This window comes from Seleniivibrio sp. (assembly GCF_021209385.1).
Classification (GTDB): domain Bacteria; phylum Chrysiogenota; class Deferribacteres; order Deferribacterales; family Geovibrionaceae; genus Seleniivibrio.
The window spans coordinates 73,280-87,425 of sequence record NZ_JAJOIL010000009.1 but is presented as its reverse complement, the minus strand read 5'-3'; the positions used below and the strand labels follow the sequence as shown (position 1 = coordinate 87,425).

Sequence of the window (14,146 nt, the reverse complement as noted above, 5' to 3'; positions counted from 1 at the left end):
AGTATGATAGACCTGTGTAGTTAATAGATTATAGAGACCTTTGAAGAATATTATTCGGAGGTCTCTTTATGTATTTTATTTCAAGAAGAAATTTTCTCCGCACAACAGCCGTGGTGGGTACGGCTCTTTCCCTTGGCGTTACGACAGGATGTTCGGACGATTCAGATACCCAGACAACGGCAAAATTCGCCGTTCTTTCCGATCCGCACGTTTACGACACATCTCTCGGTACCACAGGCGCCGCTTTCGAGGAATATCTTTCAAACGATAGAAAGATGCTCGCCGAAAGCACTGAAATAATGGAAGCCATGGTAGATGAGCTTCTGAAAGTTGACGATCTCGATTTCGTTCTTGTTTCCGGCGACCTTACAAAAGACGGTGAGAAGGTCAGCCATGAAAAGATAGCTTCGCTTCTGGCAAAGCTCAACGATGCAGGGATAGACACTTATGTTGTCCCCGGAAACCACGACATAAATAACCCCCATGCCGTTTCGTTCAGCGGAAGCACAACCACTAAGGTTGCTACAGTTACTCCTGAAGAGTTTGCAAGCATACATAAAAACAGCGGCTTTTCAAAGGCAATTTTCAAAGATTCCAATTCACTCAGCTATATAGCTGAACCCGCAGACAATGTTTGGCTTTTCGCCATTGACTCCTGCAAATATGACGACAATGCAACCTATCCGGAAACTTCCGGTGAGATATCTGCCGAAACTCTCAGCTGGATTATGGACAAGCTTGCTATCGCTAAAGCAAACAACTATCTTGTGATAGGCATGATGCACCATGGCATAATAGCGCATTTCGCGGCAGAACCTCTGCTTTTTTCTGAATATGTGCTTGATGAATACACAACTGTCGGTGCGGCTCTGGCAAATGCAGGCATGAACATTGTTTTCACAGGTCACTTCCATGCGCAGGATGTTGTTAAGTATTCCTTCTCAAACAGCGTACTTTACGATGTTGAAACAGGTTCGGGCGTTACGGCTCCCAGCCCTTACAGGATAATAAATCTGGACATACCTGCAAAAACTTTCAATATCACCAGCAATGAGATACACTCCATACCTTCAAAGACCGATTTTGATACATATAAAAAAGAATTTACCGAACAGGGGATGATTGAGCTTTACGCAACACTTGGACCGGCATACGGACTGCCTGCTGAGTATGCATCTGTAGGTGCGGAGATACACGTTGCCCACTATAAAGGAGACGAAACCTTCGCTTCTTTAAGCACGGCTTCCCAGACGGTTGTTCAGGCTATGCTGGCGAGCAGTGATGCGGCGACCGTTCAGCTTGGAGGAGCATTGTATGACTTTGCACAGGACAGTGCGCCGACAGATAATAATCTGACAATAAACCTTTAGAATACAAAAAAGGTCATCCTCGGATGACCTTTTTTTCGCTATTCCAGCTCGATCTTTTTAATGTCCGGATCCAGAGAATTGATTATTATATCCAGTGTGTTCAGGATATTCTGGAGATCCGCGGGAGTCAGCTTATTCTTGTCAAAAAAGCAATCTTCTTCCATCTGTTTCATGAGCTGACCGGTGTAGCTAATACCCTCTTCAGTGGCTTCCAGATAAATGGTTCTTCTGTCTGCGTCTTTTTTAACGCGCTTAACAAACCCCTTGCTCTCAAGTCTGTCAACTATACCCGTGAGGGCGCTGTTGTTAAGGTTGACAGATTTTGTCAGCTCCGTCAGGTTCATAGAGCTTTTGCTGGTGATCTCGTAAAGGCACAGCATCTGGGGAAGCGTAACATGATACTGTTTGTCGAGGTGCTTGGAATATTTGTCCAGAAAGCGTGAAAGCTTTCTAATCTGGACGATAGTTTGCATGCAGGTATTCTTGCTCATATTACCCACCATAAATGATGCAGAATAATAGACGAAAACAAATTAGAAATCAATGGGCAGTATTTAAAAATAGTGAGAATAAGATATAAAAACGGATAAAAAAGATATCAGCTGCAGTCGGAGCATTTGCCGAAGACGGTTATCTTGCATCCGGCGAGTTCTCTTCCTGTCAGGGAGGCTATTTTATCTTCGATTTCGTCAGTTTCAATATACAGATCTTCAACCTTTCCGCACGTTTCGCAGATGTGGTGAATATGTGGTCTGAGCTTAAGCTCATACATGGTTTTTTTGCCTTCCAGACCGAGTTCAGAGACAATTCCTGCCTCCATTAGTGCATGTATATTTTTGTAAACTGTAGCAAGAGACAATGATACAATTTTTTTCTTAAGGCGTGCGTAAAGGGTGTCTATGTCGATATGTCCGGCGTCAAGTATCTCTCCGCAAATGAGAAGTCTTTGCGCGGTAGCCCTTAAACCGTTGTTTCTGAGTATGTCTTCAACATTATACATTTTTTCCATAGCATAATAATATATAATGAGACAAAAATTGTCAACTATGACATTAAGAAAATCAGTGTGTTAACCGCTTTTCACGCCAGAACCGTATAGCGCCTGGATGAGGGGGAACCATCATTCTGTTCATATTCGGGTCAAGGTGTATCTCGATTGCTGCCGGATGCTGGGTACTCATATAGCGCACTGAGGAAGGGTTATAGATCATTTCCATCATTCTGCTGACATCTTTTTCCGATGTGAAACGATTTGTGAGAAGGACGGCGTCCGCTTCAACAGTGTCAACGGCGGGTGAGTCGTTGTATGTTCCTTTTGGTATTTTTACCGATCTGTAATTACTGCTGACTGACAGAATGTCTTCCATGTCATTTCGCAGATCAAGGAGCGTCGCTTTGTTATCCAGCAGCATTTCAGACACGGAACTGTTGGGAATTCCCGCAAACACCCAGACTGTATCAACCATACCGGATTTAAATGCGCTTTCCGCTTTGCGATATCCTATGTAGTATCTTGAAATGTTTTCCCATATTCCCATATGCGAAAGTATTCTTTCAGCGCTTGATGCCGCACCTGTGCCTGCTTCGCCGACTGCTATTCTTTTACCCTTAAGATCGGAGAGGGTTCTTATTCCTGAGTCCCTCTTTATTATGATGTGTATTTTTCCACTGTAAAGCACTCCGGCACCTAATACTTTATCATATGTGGTGTTATCGCCCTTCAGAAGACCCTGACGGGCAAGATTTGCATCGGACGCATAGGCAATGGCAAAATTCGCCTGATTGTTTTGCAGCATGCGGATATTGTCCACAGAGCCTTTCGTGGGGATAGCAGTGACTTTCATATCATATTTTTCAGCCAGCTTTGAAATTCCGTTGGCAAAATACATAAAGGTACCGCCGGAAGGTCCGCCGCAGAAAACAAATTCTTTATCCGCAGCAATGGCGTCCGTTTGAAAATAGAACAACAGCAAAAGAAAACTGCATAATAAATAAAACTTTTTCATAAGTTTAGATTATCATCAAATTTTCGTGAAGACAATTTAAATTGGCTATTTTTTGATATTGTGAATAAAATCCTGTGTCAGACGGGATTCCGCGCTGAATCCGTTGATGGATGTGCTTTTGCAATGGAGCATTATGCGCGTGTGTTCGTCGCCGCCATAAAGGGTATCGCCGAGAATAGGGTGTTTCAGATATGCAAGATATGCCCTTAGCTGGTGCCGAGAAGCCTTTTCAATCTCCGCCTGAACCAGAGTTAAACCATTTGAATACTGAACAGGTGTGAAAACTGTTCTGTTGCCTCCAAGCTCTTCTGTGACTTTAACTTTTTTACGCTTATCCGCGTCAATGATGTTATCCATGATGACGGTTTCGCTCATCTCCCCGCAGACGTATGCAAGATAGAGCTTGCTTTGGGTTTTTATCGTAGCGCCGCTTCGGACTGCTGATATAACCCCGTCTGTCATGTGGTCGAGGCGGGAAACGAGGGTCAGCGAACTGTCGTAGCTTTCAGCAATATCCTGCATGGTTGTTCTGTCGCCTATCCTGTGCCGTTCGGAGTGCATGAAAGCTGGTTTATCGAAAAAAACCACGTCGCCGCAGTCTTTAAGAATATAGGGTTTCGGGTCTGTTTCAGGTTTTTTTGGCATATCAAGCTGAAAATCATCGTCTGGCGTATCGGTATCTTTGCGGATAACCACACTATTCAGGGTGACAAGTCCCTCATGTATGTAGTCTTTTGCACTTCTGACCGAAATTTCGTATTTTAACGATATCTTTTTTGATATTTTCATATAAATTTAATCTCACATGCTTTATCTTTTTTCAAGATATGATATAAGGTTTTCTATGTACGAATACAGATTTAAACAATTATCGGAAGAATCCGTTACAACACTGGAAGATATGGGTATATATCCCATAGAGGAAGACTTCAAAGGTCAGGACATCTGCTTTGTGGTCTATTACGGCGAAGGGCTTGAAGATATTATTAAAGATGAATGGTATCAGAAGGTTGAAGTGGACGAAACCGGATGGGACACCAAATGGAAAGAGTTCATTAAGCCGGGCAACCTGACCGACACTCTGAAATATGTGTTCGATCTGGATGCAGAACCTGACAATGAGACTATCATTATCAACCCCGCAATGGCTTTCGGCACGGGTACGCACCCGACGACCCGCTGTGCGGCAAGACTGATTGAAGACGTTGTCAGCGGAAAGACCGTTGCTGACGCCGGATGCGGAAGCGGGATACTCGCAATCGCCGCATCAAAAAAGGGTGCAAAAGCTGTCTATGCATTTGATATAGACCCCGAAGCCCTCGGCAACACCCTTGAAAACATTGAGCGGAACAGAGCGTCAAACGTTCAGGCATGGACAGGCGGAATAGAGAGTCTCGGTGTTAAGACAGACGTCGTGGTTGCAAACATAATCACAAGCGTTCTCAATATGATACATCCCAGCGTCCTTGAGATAAAACCTGAATACATAGTTTATTCAGGAATTCTTTCGGAAGAATATGAAGAATTTATGAAAGAACTTGATATAAAGGATTACGAAATAGTCCGCACAGAGACAGAGGCGGAATGGTGCGGGGTACAGCTTAGATGCCGTATACAGCGGTAATCGGCGACATCCACGGCTGTGTGCGCACTCTGGACAGGCTCATTGACCGTGTAGAGGCGCGCTATTCCGATGTGAATTACATATCCCTCGGTGATATAGTTGACAGAGGTTTTCACAGCCTTGAGGTCACGCTGATGTTCATGGAGCTGCAAAGGCAGGGACGTTTCCGTATGCTTATGGGAAACCATGAGGATATGATGCTGGACTATGCCGGCTTCTCAGCCATATACGCGCCGAACGCATGGTTCGGAACGGGCGGGAAGCTGACAATATCCTCTTTCAGCAAAAAGGTGCTGGATTCAAAGCTTACTCTCGGAACTATTAAGAACGTGGATTTTATGCCTTATCTTGAACCCTACCGAGACTTTTTTACCTGTGCGGAGATGTATTTCGGCTATGACTACCCGCGAAATAACTTCATGTTCTCCCATGCTGGATTGGGACCCTCAAACGGAAAGGTCGGCAGGGTTACAGAATACAGCAACCGTAAGGACTATCTTTACATCTGGTCGCGGGATACCGACAGAAGCACTCAGAAACATTTCGGGTATACAATGGTTCACGGTCATACCCCTGTGAAAAAAATTGACCCTCAGCACAATCCCAGAACGCCTTATGTAAACAGAACCAAGGCGGGTGAGCTGGTCTCTGTTAATCTTGATACCGGCTGTGTTTACGGTTATGCGCTCAGTGCCATGATCATTGACGATGCCGGAGATTTTGAGTTTGTCAGCGAGAGGTGCATGGATTGAAACGAATATTTTTTGAAGGAAGGATAACAGGCACCTTCACCCTTGAGGGCGATATATTCCATTATCTGAAAAACGTTGTCCGCGCGAAAGAGGGCGACGCTCTCGGCGTTCTGACACCGGAACATTTTGCGGAATGTACCATAACGGAGCTTGGCAAACGCTCCGCTTCCGTGCGCGCCGATACTGTGCGGGAAGCGAAGGGGCATGACTATAAACTCAAAGTATACCAATGTCTTCTGAAACGCGAATACATGGATTTCGCCGTTGAGAAATACAGTGAACTGGGCGCCACTCAGATAATTCCCGTTGTGAGCGCGCGCAGTCTGAACGAACTGAAAGACAAGACACGCGGCAGGTTCACGGACATAGCTGTTAAGGCTGTTTTGCAGTCGGAGAACGAACAGCTCCCTGTTATAAGCGACAGTATAAACATTGCTGATATAACCCCTGACGGTACTGAAAACATTGTCTTCTATGAGCGCGCGGAAACCGTAGGAATGCCGCCTGTGTCAAAGGATATGTGCATTGTTGTGGGACCTGAAGGCGGCTTCACAGACGAAGAGGTCGCAATGCTCACCGCAAAAGGATTTAAGGCTGTGAAACCAATAGAACAGATACTCAAGGCGGAGACGGCATCGGTTGTTTTCACAGGCTATATCCGTATGATGCAGGATAATATATGAGTTTCTCCGCCGATGATGAAAAATTCATGCTGATGGCGATTGAGCAGGCGAAGCTTGCCGAGGCGGAGGGCGAAGTCCCCATAGGCGCTGTGGTGGTTTGCAACGGCGAGGTCATAGGGCGCGGTTACAATCGCAAAAACTCAGGCAAGTCTGCACTGAAACATGCGGAGATAGTCGCCATCGAAGATGCATCGAAGGTAATAGGTGACTGGCGGCTTGACGAGTGTTCCCTTTACGTCACGCTTGAACCCTGCCTCATGTGCGCAGGAGCCATAATTCATGCCCGCGTGAGGAATGTATTCTTTGGAGCCACAGAGCCGAAATTCGGCGGTGTGGTGTCGCTGACAAATACGTTCGACATAGAAAAGCTGAACCACAAGGTCAACTATGCAGGCGGACTTTTCGCAGACGAGATATCCGCCATGATGAAAGCTTTCTTCAAAAACATCAGGAGCGGGAAGTAACGTCCCTGATAATAGCTGTGAATCCTGCGTTCACTCCGTTTTCTTCTACTATCTGGATGGAAAATTCAATTAATAGCTTTTCCCCATTCTTCTTTATGGCGGGGACTTTCAGCATTTTGCCGTGATATGCGGTTTCCCCTGTCTCAAGAACCTTTGCCCATCCTTTCCAGTGTCTTTCTCTGTGTTTTTCGGGGATTATGATATCCAGACTGCCGCCCAGCGCCTCTTCGCTCGTAAAGCCGAAGATCTTTTCACAGCCTTCGTTCCAGTAACGAATCAAACCATCGGCATCTGCAAACATTATTCCGTCGTCAGCTTTTTCCGCCATCTGTGTGAGAAAATCAGTCATATGTCACCCCATTATTATGAGATCGCGTCGTCGCTGTGCTTCTCGCGAAGACGTTTATTCTTACCCGTCTCTGCGAACCCAGAAGGGGCGAAGCAGTCTGATTAAAATACGGTTATTTGATGTAAATTGCAAATTAAGTTTGTTAAGAGAATACTTTACATAAAAAATTGAGGGTCGCGGTCAAACTTTATACGGAGGGTTGTCTTCATATTCTCCTTTAAGGTTTTGGAGGCTATGTTGATAAGTCTGGACATTTCAGTGTTGGTTTTGGTTTTAATTACCATTCCGTATCTGTAGCGGTTTGAGATTTTATAAACCGGAGCCTGTGCCGGATAGAAAACTTCTGCATCTCTGGCAGCACTTCTCAGGACGCCGTAGATATACATTGCGGCTTCTTTCACGGTTTCCTCTTTTGTGTGGGAGAGGGTGACACGGCACATTTTTGCAAACGGCGGGTAGTTGAATAGTTTACGACGTATAAGTTCCTGTTCGTAAAAGCCCGTGTCGGTGCAGTTAAGGTGTGTGAAAACATCCGTTTCCGGTGCGTATGTCTGTATTATGACTTTGCCTTTTTTGGCGGCACGCCCTGCGCGTCCCGATACCTGCACCAGAAGCTGATATGCCCGTTCCTTCGCTCTGAAATCCGGCAGACCGAACATGTTGTCAATGTTTATGACACCAGCAAGGGTTACGTTGCCGAAATCCAGTCCTTTCGCCACAAGCTGGGTTCCAGCCATGATGGAATACTCGCCCGTTTCAAAGTCTTTCAGCATTTTTGAAAGCTGTTTATATGTCGATGCATTCTCTGTGTCCAGACGCAGAATCTTCTTTTCAAAGAGTTCTTCAAGAGCTTCCGCTACCTTCTCGGTACCTGCACCATATTCTTTTATGTCGTCGCTTCCGCATTTCGGGCATTTGGGTCTGCGCACTTCCTGTGAGCAGTAATTGCATTTGCAAAGTCCCTTGGACTTGTAATAGGTGAGGGCAACAGAACAGTTTGAACAGGTGAGCATTTCACCGCACGAGTAACAGTAGAGAGTATGGGAATAGCCCTTGCGGTTGATTAGGAGGATTGCCTGTTCGCCTTTCTCGATTGTTTTGTAAAGCTCCGTATAGAGCCTTTCAGAGATTATTCCTGCAATGGGCTCAACTTTTTTCATGTCCACAATTTCAATTTCGGGCATGTCGCTGTCGGGTCTGCATGGGATGCTGTGCAGGCGGTATTTCCCGCTTACGGCATTCTGCCAGCTTTCAACGGATGGCGTCGCGCTTGCGAGAATAACGGGGATGTCCAGTATCTTACCGTAAAGAACAGCCATATCCCGTAGCTGATAGGGAGGCATCTCCTCCTGCTTATAGCTTGACTCATGCTCCTCGTCCACGATGATAAGCCCTATATTGTCGGATGGCAGAAAAAGAGCGCTTCTTGCGCCAAGCACCATCTGAAGCCCGCCTTTAGCGAATGCCCAGAAGGTGTCCGTCCGCTTCTTTGGTGTTTTTTTGCTGTGATAGGACATAACATCGAAACCGATGCGCTTTGAAAGCCGTTCCTCCATCTGGGGAGTGAGCGATATTTCAGGGACAAGGTACATCACCTTTTTTCCCTGCGAAATGACCTCTTTGGCGAGTTCTATGAATATTTCGGTTTTGCCGCTGCCAGTTACCCCGTGTACGAGATGAACCGAAAACCCTTTGCCGAGTTCAGGCAGAATGGATTCATAAACGGGTATCTGGTGCTGATTGAGAGTGATATCTTTTCGTGTAAAGGTCTTTATTTCAGGATCGGTGCGGTTAGATTCCAGCACTGCGGCGGACAGTACACCGTTCAGAACGGTACCCAATTCCGTGCAGTAATATTCAGCCATAAGACGCAGAAATTTAAGATATGATTCGCCGAAAACCGGAGTGTCGTCAGGTATTAGTGTTATGTCTCTGTAGTTTATGTTATCAAGAGGAGTGATGTTCTCACCTGTGACGATCCCGTAAAGCTCTCTTTTTCCCAGCGGAACTTTCACCCTTTGTCCCGCCGAAAGCTCGGCTTCACAGGTATAGGTGTATATGCCCCCCGCCGGAACGGGGAGCAGAACATCATAATATTTCATACTCCGAGAACTCTTCTTTTCAGCTCCCTTTTAAGAACTTTACCTGTGGCGGTCATGGGCATATCTTGACATTCCTGTACCTGCTTGGGTATTTTGAAGTGCGCAAGATACTGGCGGAGATATCCTTTTATCTCTTTTTCAGAGATGCTCATGCCTGCTTTGGGTTTTATATATGCAACGGGTATCTCACCGCTTTTCTGGTCGGGAAGTCCTATCACTGCCGCTGCGTCCACACTGGGGTGTTTATGCAGGTGTTCTTCTATTTCGCGGGGATAAACGTTGATTCCCTTTACGATTATAAGGTCTTTTTTGCGGTCAACTATATAGATGAATCCGTCCTCGTCCAGCTTTGCAAGGTCGCCTGTGAAAAGCCATCCGTTACGAAGTGTCATGTCGGTCAGACCGGGCATGTTCCAGTATCCTTTCATGATGTTGGGACCTTTAACTATAAGTTCACCTACCTCGCCGACAGGAAGCTCCACTTCGTTTTCGTTTACTACTTTAACCTCTACACCTTTCAAAGCAGGACCAACAGACATGGGTTTCTGAAAGTCCAGTCTGTTTGCACTCACCACGGGTGACGCTTCCGAAAGTCCGTAGCCTTCTATTATGGGGTGTTTGAACTTTTCTCTGAATTTGACCAGTGTTTCTTCGGGCAGAGGCGCGCCGCCGCTGACGTGTAGCTTTATGGGATAGAAAAATTTTATGAACCATGCTGGCATTTTTGCTCTGATGAGCGCAGTGTATACCTGCGGAACGCCGAGGAAGAAGGTCGGGCGCTGGAACAGCAGAATGTTGCGGAACGATTTCTTTTTAAGGTCGTTCACACTGCCGAGTATAATTATTGACGAACCGACGTATGTCGGGAGAAGTACACATGTCATAAGTGCGTATGAATGGAAAGAGGGCAGAAACAGAAGAAAAACGTCGTTGTATGTGACATGAAAGCGTTCAAGGCAGGCATATGCGTTTGCTACCATGTTCTTATGCGTAAGCATGGCACCTTTGGGGTGTCCGGTTGTACCTGATGAATATACGAAAACTGCAAGATCGTTTTCAGTGATCTGAATAGTCATTTTTGTGTCGGTCATCTTGTTTAATAACTTATAGATGTTTTCAGACATGAATTTTGTGTCTTCGTAGGTCATCACCGTTTTAAGTGATGGACATTTCTGTGATATGCCGTCCGCAACCTCTGCAAAATCAGCGGAGGTTATAAAGAGTTTTGATTCTGAATCGTTGATGATATAAGCCACTTCTTCGCGGATGAAAAATGTGTTGATAGGAATACAAACGCATCCCGCTTTCAGGATGCCGAAAAAGCTGATAAAGAATTCGGGGCTGTTCTCAAGCATAAGGCAAATGCGGTCTCCCTTGCGGAAGCCTCGCGTGTGGAGCAGGTTTGCGAATTTCTGTGCCTTTGAGTTTATCTCTCTGTAGCTGAATTTGTCTTTGCCGAACGTAAGATACTTTTTGCCGCCCCTTTCTGCGGCATTTGTTTCAAGTGTTTCATGAACCAGATTAATAGGCATTAAGTCCTCCGGGTCTGACACCGAACTTGATGAGCCTTTCAAAAAGCTCCGATACGGGCAGTCCCACAACATTGTCATAACAGCCGTCAACCTTTTCAACCATGAGACATCCCTTGCCCTGAACAGCATAAGAACCCGCTTTATCCATGGGTTCTTCTGTTGCGATGTACCATTTGATGAAGGAATCGCTGTAATTTTTAAAATAAACGTCCGTGGTGCGGTGAAATCTTTCGCAGACCCCTGCGCGTTTGTTTATGATGGCGACCCCTGTGGTCACCTGATGTTTTTTACCGCGGAGAAAACGCAGTGCGTCGTATATGTCGTCTTCGCATTTTGGCTTGCCGAAGATGCGCCCTTCGCATGAAACGATGGTGTCCGCCGCGATGATGAATGCTTCGTCGTATATGTTTGCAACGTCGTATCCCTTCATTGCCGCGTTTTTTATCGTGAGCTCACTTACCGGTATTTCGGGGCTCATATCTTCTTTTGCTGTGGAAGTAACGTATTGAAAATTGATACCGAGCCTTGTCATAAGCTCTCTTCTTCTGGGTGAACCGCTGGCGAGAATTATTTTTTGAAACATGAGATGCACCTTTGATCCTCTCGAATGTTGTTTATTATTATCCGCGTGATGTATCCTGTCAGAACACCTGTCAGCACGGAGAAAAAGCAAAAATAAGGTAATAGGTTATAGATCGCATCCGCCTTTATGTAAAGATTTTTTACCACAAAGAACTGGGTGCATATGTGCGCAACTGCTCCCAGAGCGCCTATGGAAAGGGGAGTGGTGAATTTGCGCATGAGCAGAACCGCAAACCCCATTATAGCCGTTGCCGCCAGTGTTGAGGGCAGGGCGATTGACATCTTAACTATCAGGTTTCCTGTGAGAAGCGGAACCAGAATTGATTTTGTAACGGCGACGTACATTGCCGCCGGAAAGTCTATCAGATAGAGACAGAGCATTATTCCGACGTTTGAAAGTCCGATCCGCACACCCGGAACAGGCAGGGCTATAAAAGATTCCAGTACGCCCAGTGCAACCGTGAACGCCGCGAAAAGCCCTGTCATGGCAAGTCTGCTGTGGTTATTGGGAGATGGCGTCATAATCCTGCTCTTTGCACTCCATAACAAGCGCAAGGTGTTTCGGTACGCATACGGCTGTGTCGCCGCAGTTTTTCACCCATCCCTGTTTGATGCATATCCTGTTCGGACAGTCGGATTCCAGAAATCTGGCACCTTCTGACGTTACCTGTATGATAACGTGTCCGTTATCCAGTGAAATATCCCTGTCTTCCAGTTTAATTTCTTCTTTCGTATTTTTGTCAATAAGATAAAGACGTTTTTCACCCGACTGCACGTCCAGCATGAAAAAGAGAGATGCGGCTGTAAGAACTGCGATTATGAGGATATCAAATTTACTTTTTTTCAAATTTTTCCCATCCGCAGAGCTTCATAATGTTGCCGTTCACTGTGTAAAGAAGCACAGGGGTGTTGAGTTTTTTGCATTTCGCCCGAACCTCAGCCGGATTGATAAGGAAAAAGGCGGTGGAAAGCCCATCCGCTTCCTCCGTTGTGGAGGCTATAACGCTTACGCTGTGGTAATATTCAGGGTTTTGCCCTGTGGTAGCGTCAAATATATGGAATATGGTTCTGCCGTCCTGTGCTTTGAAAAATCTTTCATAGTCACCGCTGGTGGCAACTGCCATGTTCTCAAGGTTTATTATGGAAATATAGTCTCTGTTGTTTTTCGGATCCTGTATGGCAACGCGCCAGTCTCTGTCGGGACGTTTGCCCAGTGCGAAAAGGTCGCCCCCTGCGTTAACCATAGCTGTCTTAACTCCGGCATCCTTTATTTCGTTTATCGCCTCGTCAACTATCCATCCTTTCGCATAAGCCCCAAGATCCATAGTTACGTTAGTTCCGCGGCTGATGTTGTCAAGTGCCGTGTCAATTTCCGCCTGTTCCGGTACTCTGTATGCTCCTTCCGGAAACCCGTACAGCTTTGATACAGTTGCCGAATATATGCTGAATCTGCCGTCGGTGATAAGCTCGTATGCTTTACCTCTGCTGATGAGTTCGGATATGGCTAGTCTTGGTTTATATCTGGGGTTTTTGTTGAATTTTTCGGTATCAACTTTAACTGCCGCCTCAAGGGCTGTTATCTTGCTTCGTGCATCGACAATAACGTCGGCGTCATCTTCCGGAACCGTTATGGAAACGAACGTACCCATCGCATAGAATTGCTCGGTCTTATAGGATTCTTTGCATCCGTAAAGAGCGACTATCAGAAAACAGCATAAAATCCTTGCGAGCAGTTTGGGCATTTATTTTCATCCGTGAGGCACTGGGTTTTGAAGCCGCTGCGTTTTATGAGAAGCTGTCCACATTCGGGACATGTCGTATCGGTGAATCCGCATCCGGCTCTGTTGCCTATATATATGTAGTTAAGATAGTTTTTAGCCTTTTTTGCAAAATCGGTCAATGCATTGTTTGGTGTAGGCGGAAAGTCATATTTGTGCTGCGGGAAATATCCTGATATATGCAAAGGAATATCCCTGCTCAATCCTGATATGAACCTGCACATATTCGCGAAATCTGTTTCGTTTCCGTTTTTCTGAGGGATCAGAAGATTGGTAAGCTCAACATGCACACCGCCTTTAAAAAGTGCCTCTATCGTATGCTTCACAGTGTTCAGGTTCCCGCCGTGTTCTTTGTAATAGTCCTCTGTGAATCCTTTAAGGTCAATGTTTGCGGCATCAATATAGGGTATCAGCTCGTTCAGCGGTTCGGGGTTTATCATGCCGTTTGAGACTATGACGTTTTTGAGTCCGGATTCTCTGAACTCTTTTGCGCAGTCCAGAACGAATTCAAAATTTGTGAGCGGTTCGTTGTACGTGTATGCAATGCCGATGCTGAAAACTTTGCGCGCTGAGTGAACAAGTTCTGCCGGTGATGTGTCCTGCACTGCTGTTTCCTGCGTGCTTATCTGCCAGTTCTGACAGAACAGACAAGACATGTTGCATCCGTTGAAACCGACGGAAAGAATATTTGAACCCGGATAAAAGTGATAGAGAGGTTTTTTCTCGATGGGGTCAACGGCGCCGGAGGAGATTTTTCCGTATGCAGAGGCGATAAGTACTCCGCCGATGTTCTTTCTTATGAGACATTTGCCGTGTCCTTCAGGCTCTATCAGACAGGAATGGGGACAAAGGACGCATCTGACACACTGATTTTTTTCAGCACGCCAAAATTTTGCGTCCATGG

Annotated in this window: 17 protein-coding genes; 5 read left to right on the top strand and 12 right to left on the bottom strand. The window is 45.8% G+C overall.

All coding sequences use genetic code 11. From position 1 onward, the window contains the following. The first annotated feature begins 68 nt into the window (after window positions 1-68). Window positions 69-1,370, top strand: coding sequence for a metallophosphoesterase (locus LRY47_RS03000; RefSeq protein WP_295222448.1), 1,302 nt, complete (start codon window positions 69-71; stop codon window positions 1,368-1,370). Window positions 1,371-1,408: 38 nt separating this feature from the next. Here the strand turns inward: LRY47_RS03000 and LRY47_RS02995 are convergent, their stop codons facing one another. The 4 genes from LRY47_RS02995 to LRY47_RS02980 all read right to left on the bottom strand — a co-directional run bounded on the left by LRY47_RS02995 (window position 1,409) and on the right by LRY47_RS02980 (window position 4,165). Next, on the bottom strand, window positions 1,409-1,861 hold the full coding sequence (locus LRY47_RS02995) for a MarR family transcriptional regulator (RefSeq protein ID WP_295222446.1): 453 nt from the start codon (window positions 1,859-1,861) through the stop codon (window positions 1,409-1,411). A 107-nt stretch (window positions 1,862-1,968) separates the two neighbouring features. Then, entirely contained in the window at window positions 1,969-2,379 is a 411-nt protein-coding gene (locus LRY47_RS02990; protein WP_295222444.1) for a Fur family transcriptional regulator, read from the bottom strand. Between the two features lie 52 nt (window positions 2,380-2,431). Continuing rightward, window positions 2,432-3,376: a TAXI family TRAP transporter solute-binding subunit gene (locus LRY47_RS02985; RefSeq protein WP_295222442.1), complete on the bottom strand. Its 945-nt coding sequence runs from the start codon at window positions 3,374-3,376 to the stop codon at window positions 2,432-2,434. 45 nt (window positions 3,377-3,421) lie between these two features. Beyond that, window positions 3,422-4,165: an RNA pseudouridine synthase gene (locus LRY47_RS02980; protein WP_295222441.1), complete on the bottom strand. Its 744-nt coding sequence runs from the start codon at window positions 4,163-4,165 to the stop codon at window positions 3,422-3,424. Window positions 4,166-4,220: 55 nt separating this feature from the next. Between LRY47_RS02980 and LRY47_RS02975 the strand changes: the two genes are divergently transcribed. Genes LRY47_RS02975 through LRY47_RS02960 form a run of 4 tightly spaced genes read left to right on the top strand, consistent with a single transcriptional unit; the run spans window position 4,221 to window position 6,899 of the window. Next, a complete protein-coding gene (locus LRY47_RS02975; RefSeq protein ID WP_295222439.1) occupies window positions 4,221-5,000 on the top strand; it encodes a 50S ribosomal protein L11 methyltransferase in 780 nt (259 codons plus the stop codon). Beyond that, window positions 4,982-5,752, top strand: a complete 771-nt coding sequence (locus LRY47_RS02970; protein WP_295222437.1) for a metallophosphoesterase family protein — start codon at window positions 4,982-4,984, stop codon at window positions 5,750-5,752. The genes LRY47_RS02975 and LRY47_RS02970 overlap by 19 nt, the downstream gene beginning before the upstream one ends. Next, window positions 5,749-6,435, top strand: coding sequence for an RsmE family RNA methyltransferase (locus LRY47_RS02965; protein ID WP_295222435.1), 687 nt, complete (start codon window positions 5,749-5,751; stop codon window positions 6,433-6,435). Before LRY47_RS02970 ends, LRY47_RS02965 begins: the two co-directional genes overlap by 4 nt. Next, window positions 6,432-6,899 (top strand): nucleoside deaminase, encoded by a 468-nt coding sequence (locus LRY47_RS02960; RefSeq protein WP_295222433.1) that lies wholly within the window; start codon window positions 6,432-6,434, stop codon window positions 6,897-6,899. The genes LRY47_RS02965 and LRY47_RS02960 overlap by 4 nt, the downstream gene beginning before the upstream one ends. On the opposite strand, the gene LRY47_RS02955 is transcribed toward LRY47_RS02960, so the two are convergent. From LRY47_RS02955 to amrS, 8 genes are all read right to left on the bottom strand, one after another. Beyond that, window positions 6,883-7,248, bottom strand: coding sequence for a PAS domain S-box protein (locus tag LRY47_RS02955; protein WP_295222432.1), 366 nt, complete (start codon window positions 7,246-7,248; stop codon window positions 6,883-6,885). The two genes, LRY47_RS02960 and LRY47_RS02955, sit on opposite strands and share 17 nt — an antisense overlap. A gap of 155 nt (window positions 7,249-7,403) precedes the next feature. Next, on the bottom strand, window positions 7,404-9,350 hold the full coding sequence (gene priA / locus LRY47_RS02950; protein ID WP_295222430.1) for a primosomal protein N': 1,947 nt from the start codon (window positions 9,348-9,350) through the stop codon (window positions 7,404-7,406). After that, a complete protein-coding gene (locus LRY47_RS02945) occupies window positions 9,347-10,882 on the bottom strand; it encodes a long-chain-fatty-acid--CoA ligase (protein ID WP_295222428.1) in 1,536 nt (511 codons plus the stop codon). Before LRY47_RS02945 ends, priA begins: the two co-directional genes overlap by 4 nt. Further along, entirely contained in the window at window positions 10,872-11,465 is a 594-nt protein-coding gene (locus LRY47_RS02940; protein WP_295222426.1) for a Maf family protein, read from the bottom strand. The genes LRY47_RS02945 and LRY47_RS02940 overlap by 11 nt, the downstream gene beginning before the upstream one ends. Further along, entirely contained in the window at window positions 11,450-11,986 is a 537-nt protein-coding gene (locus LRY47_RS02935; protein WP_295222424.1) for a Gx transporter family protein, read from the bottom strand. The genes LRY47_RS02940 and LRY47_RS02935 overlap by 16 nt, the downstream gene beginning before the upstream one ends. Beyond that, window positions 11,967-12,311, bottom strand: coding sequence for a NusG domain II-containing protein (locus LRY47_RS02930; protein WP_295222422.1), 345 nt, complete (start codon window positions 12,309-12,311; stop codon window positions 11,967-11,969). Before LRY47_RS02930 ends, LRY47_RS02935 begins: the two co-directional genes overlap by 20 nt. Then, window positions 12,298-13,206 carry an FAD:protein FMN transferase gene (locus LRY47_RS02925; protein WP_295222421.1) on the bottom strand — a complete coding sequence of 303 codons (909 nt, stop codon included), beginning with the start codon at window positions 13,204-13,206 and terminating at the stop codon, window positions 12,298-12,300. The genes LRY47_RS02930 and LRY47_RS02925 overlap by 14 nt, the downstream gene beginning before the upstream one ends. Then, window positions 13,167-14,144, bottom strand: coding sequence for an AmmeMemoRadiSam system radical SAM enzyme (amrS, locus tag LRY47_RS02920; protein WP_295222420.1), 978 nt, complete (start codon window positions 14,142-14,144; stop codon window positions 13,167-13,169). The genes LRY47_RS02925 and amrS overlap by 40 nt, the downstream gene beginning before the upstream one ends. Between the last annotated feature and the right edge of the window lie 2 nt (window positions 14,145-14,146).

Excerpts from the sequence above, each read along its gene's own strand:
- LRY47_RS03000 (WP_295222448.1), top strand. The coding sequence starts at position 69 with ATGTATTTTATTTCAAGAAGAAATTTTCTCCGCACAACAGCCGTGGTG.
- LRY47_RS02995 (WP_295222446.1), bottom strand. The coding sequence starts at position 1,861 with ATGAGCAAGAATACCTGCATGCAAACTATCGTCCAGATTAGAAAGCTT.
- LRY47_RS02990 (WP_295222444.1), bottom strand. The coding sequence starts at position 2,379 with ATGGAAAAAATGTATAATGTTGAAGACATACTCAGAAACAACGGTTTA.
- LRY47_RS02985 (WP_295222442.1), bottom strand. The coding sequence starts at position 3,376 with ATGAAAAAGTTTTATTTATTATGCAGTTTTCTTTTGCTGTTGTTCTAT.
- LRY47_RS02980 (WP_295222441.1), bottom strand. The coding sequence starts at position 4,165 with ATGAAAATATCAAAAAAGATATCGTTAAAATACGAAATTTCGGTCAGA.
- LRY47_RS02975 (WP_295222439.1), top strand. The coding sequence starts at position 4,221 with ATGTACGAATACAGATTTAAACAATTATCGGAAGAATCCGTTACAACA.
- LRY47_RS02970 (WP_295222437.1), top strand. The coding sequence starts at position 4,982 with ATGCCGTATACAGCGGTAATCGGCGACATCCACGGCTGTGTGCGCACT.
- LRY47_RS02960 (WP_295222433.1), top strand. The coding sequence starts at position 6,432 with ATGAGTTTCTCCGCCGATGATGAAAAATTCATGCTGATGGCGATTGAG.
- LRY47_RS02955 (WP_295222432.1), bottom strand. The coding sequence starts at position 7,248 with ATGACTGATTTTCTCACACAGATGGCGGAAAAAGCTGACGACGGAATA.
- priA (WP_295222430.1), bottom strand. The coding sequence starts at position 9,350 with ATGAAATATTATGATGTTCTGCTCCCCGTTCCGGCGGGGGGCATATAC.
- LRY47_RS02945 (WP_295222428.1), bottom strand. The coding sequence starts at position 10,882 with ATGCCTATTAATCTGGTTCATGAAACACTTGAAACAAATGCCGCAGAA.
- LRY47_RS02940 (WP_295222426.1), bottom strand. The coding sequence starts at position 11,465 with ATGTTTCAAAAAATAATTCTCGCCAGCGGTTCACCCAGAAGAAGAGAG.
- LRY47_RS02935 (WP_295222424.1), bottom strand. The coding sequence starts at position 11,986 with ATGACGCCATCTCCCAATAACCACAGCAGACTTGCCATGACAGGGCTT.
- LRY47_RS02925 (WP_295222421.1), bottom strand. The coding sequence starts at position 13,206 with ATGCCCAAACTGCTCGCAAGGATTTTATGCTGTTTTCTGATAGTCGCT.
- amrS (WP_295222420.1), bottom strand. The coding sequence starts at position 14,144 with ATGGACGCAAAATTTTGGCGTGCTGAAAAAAATCAGTGTGTCAGATGC.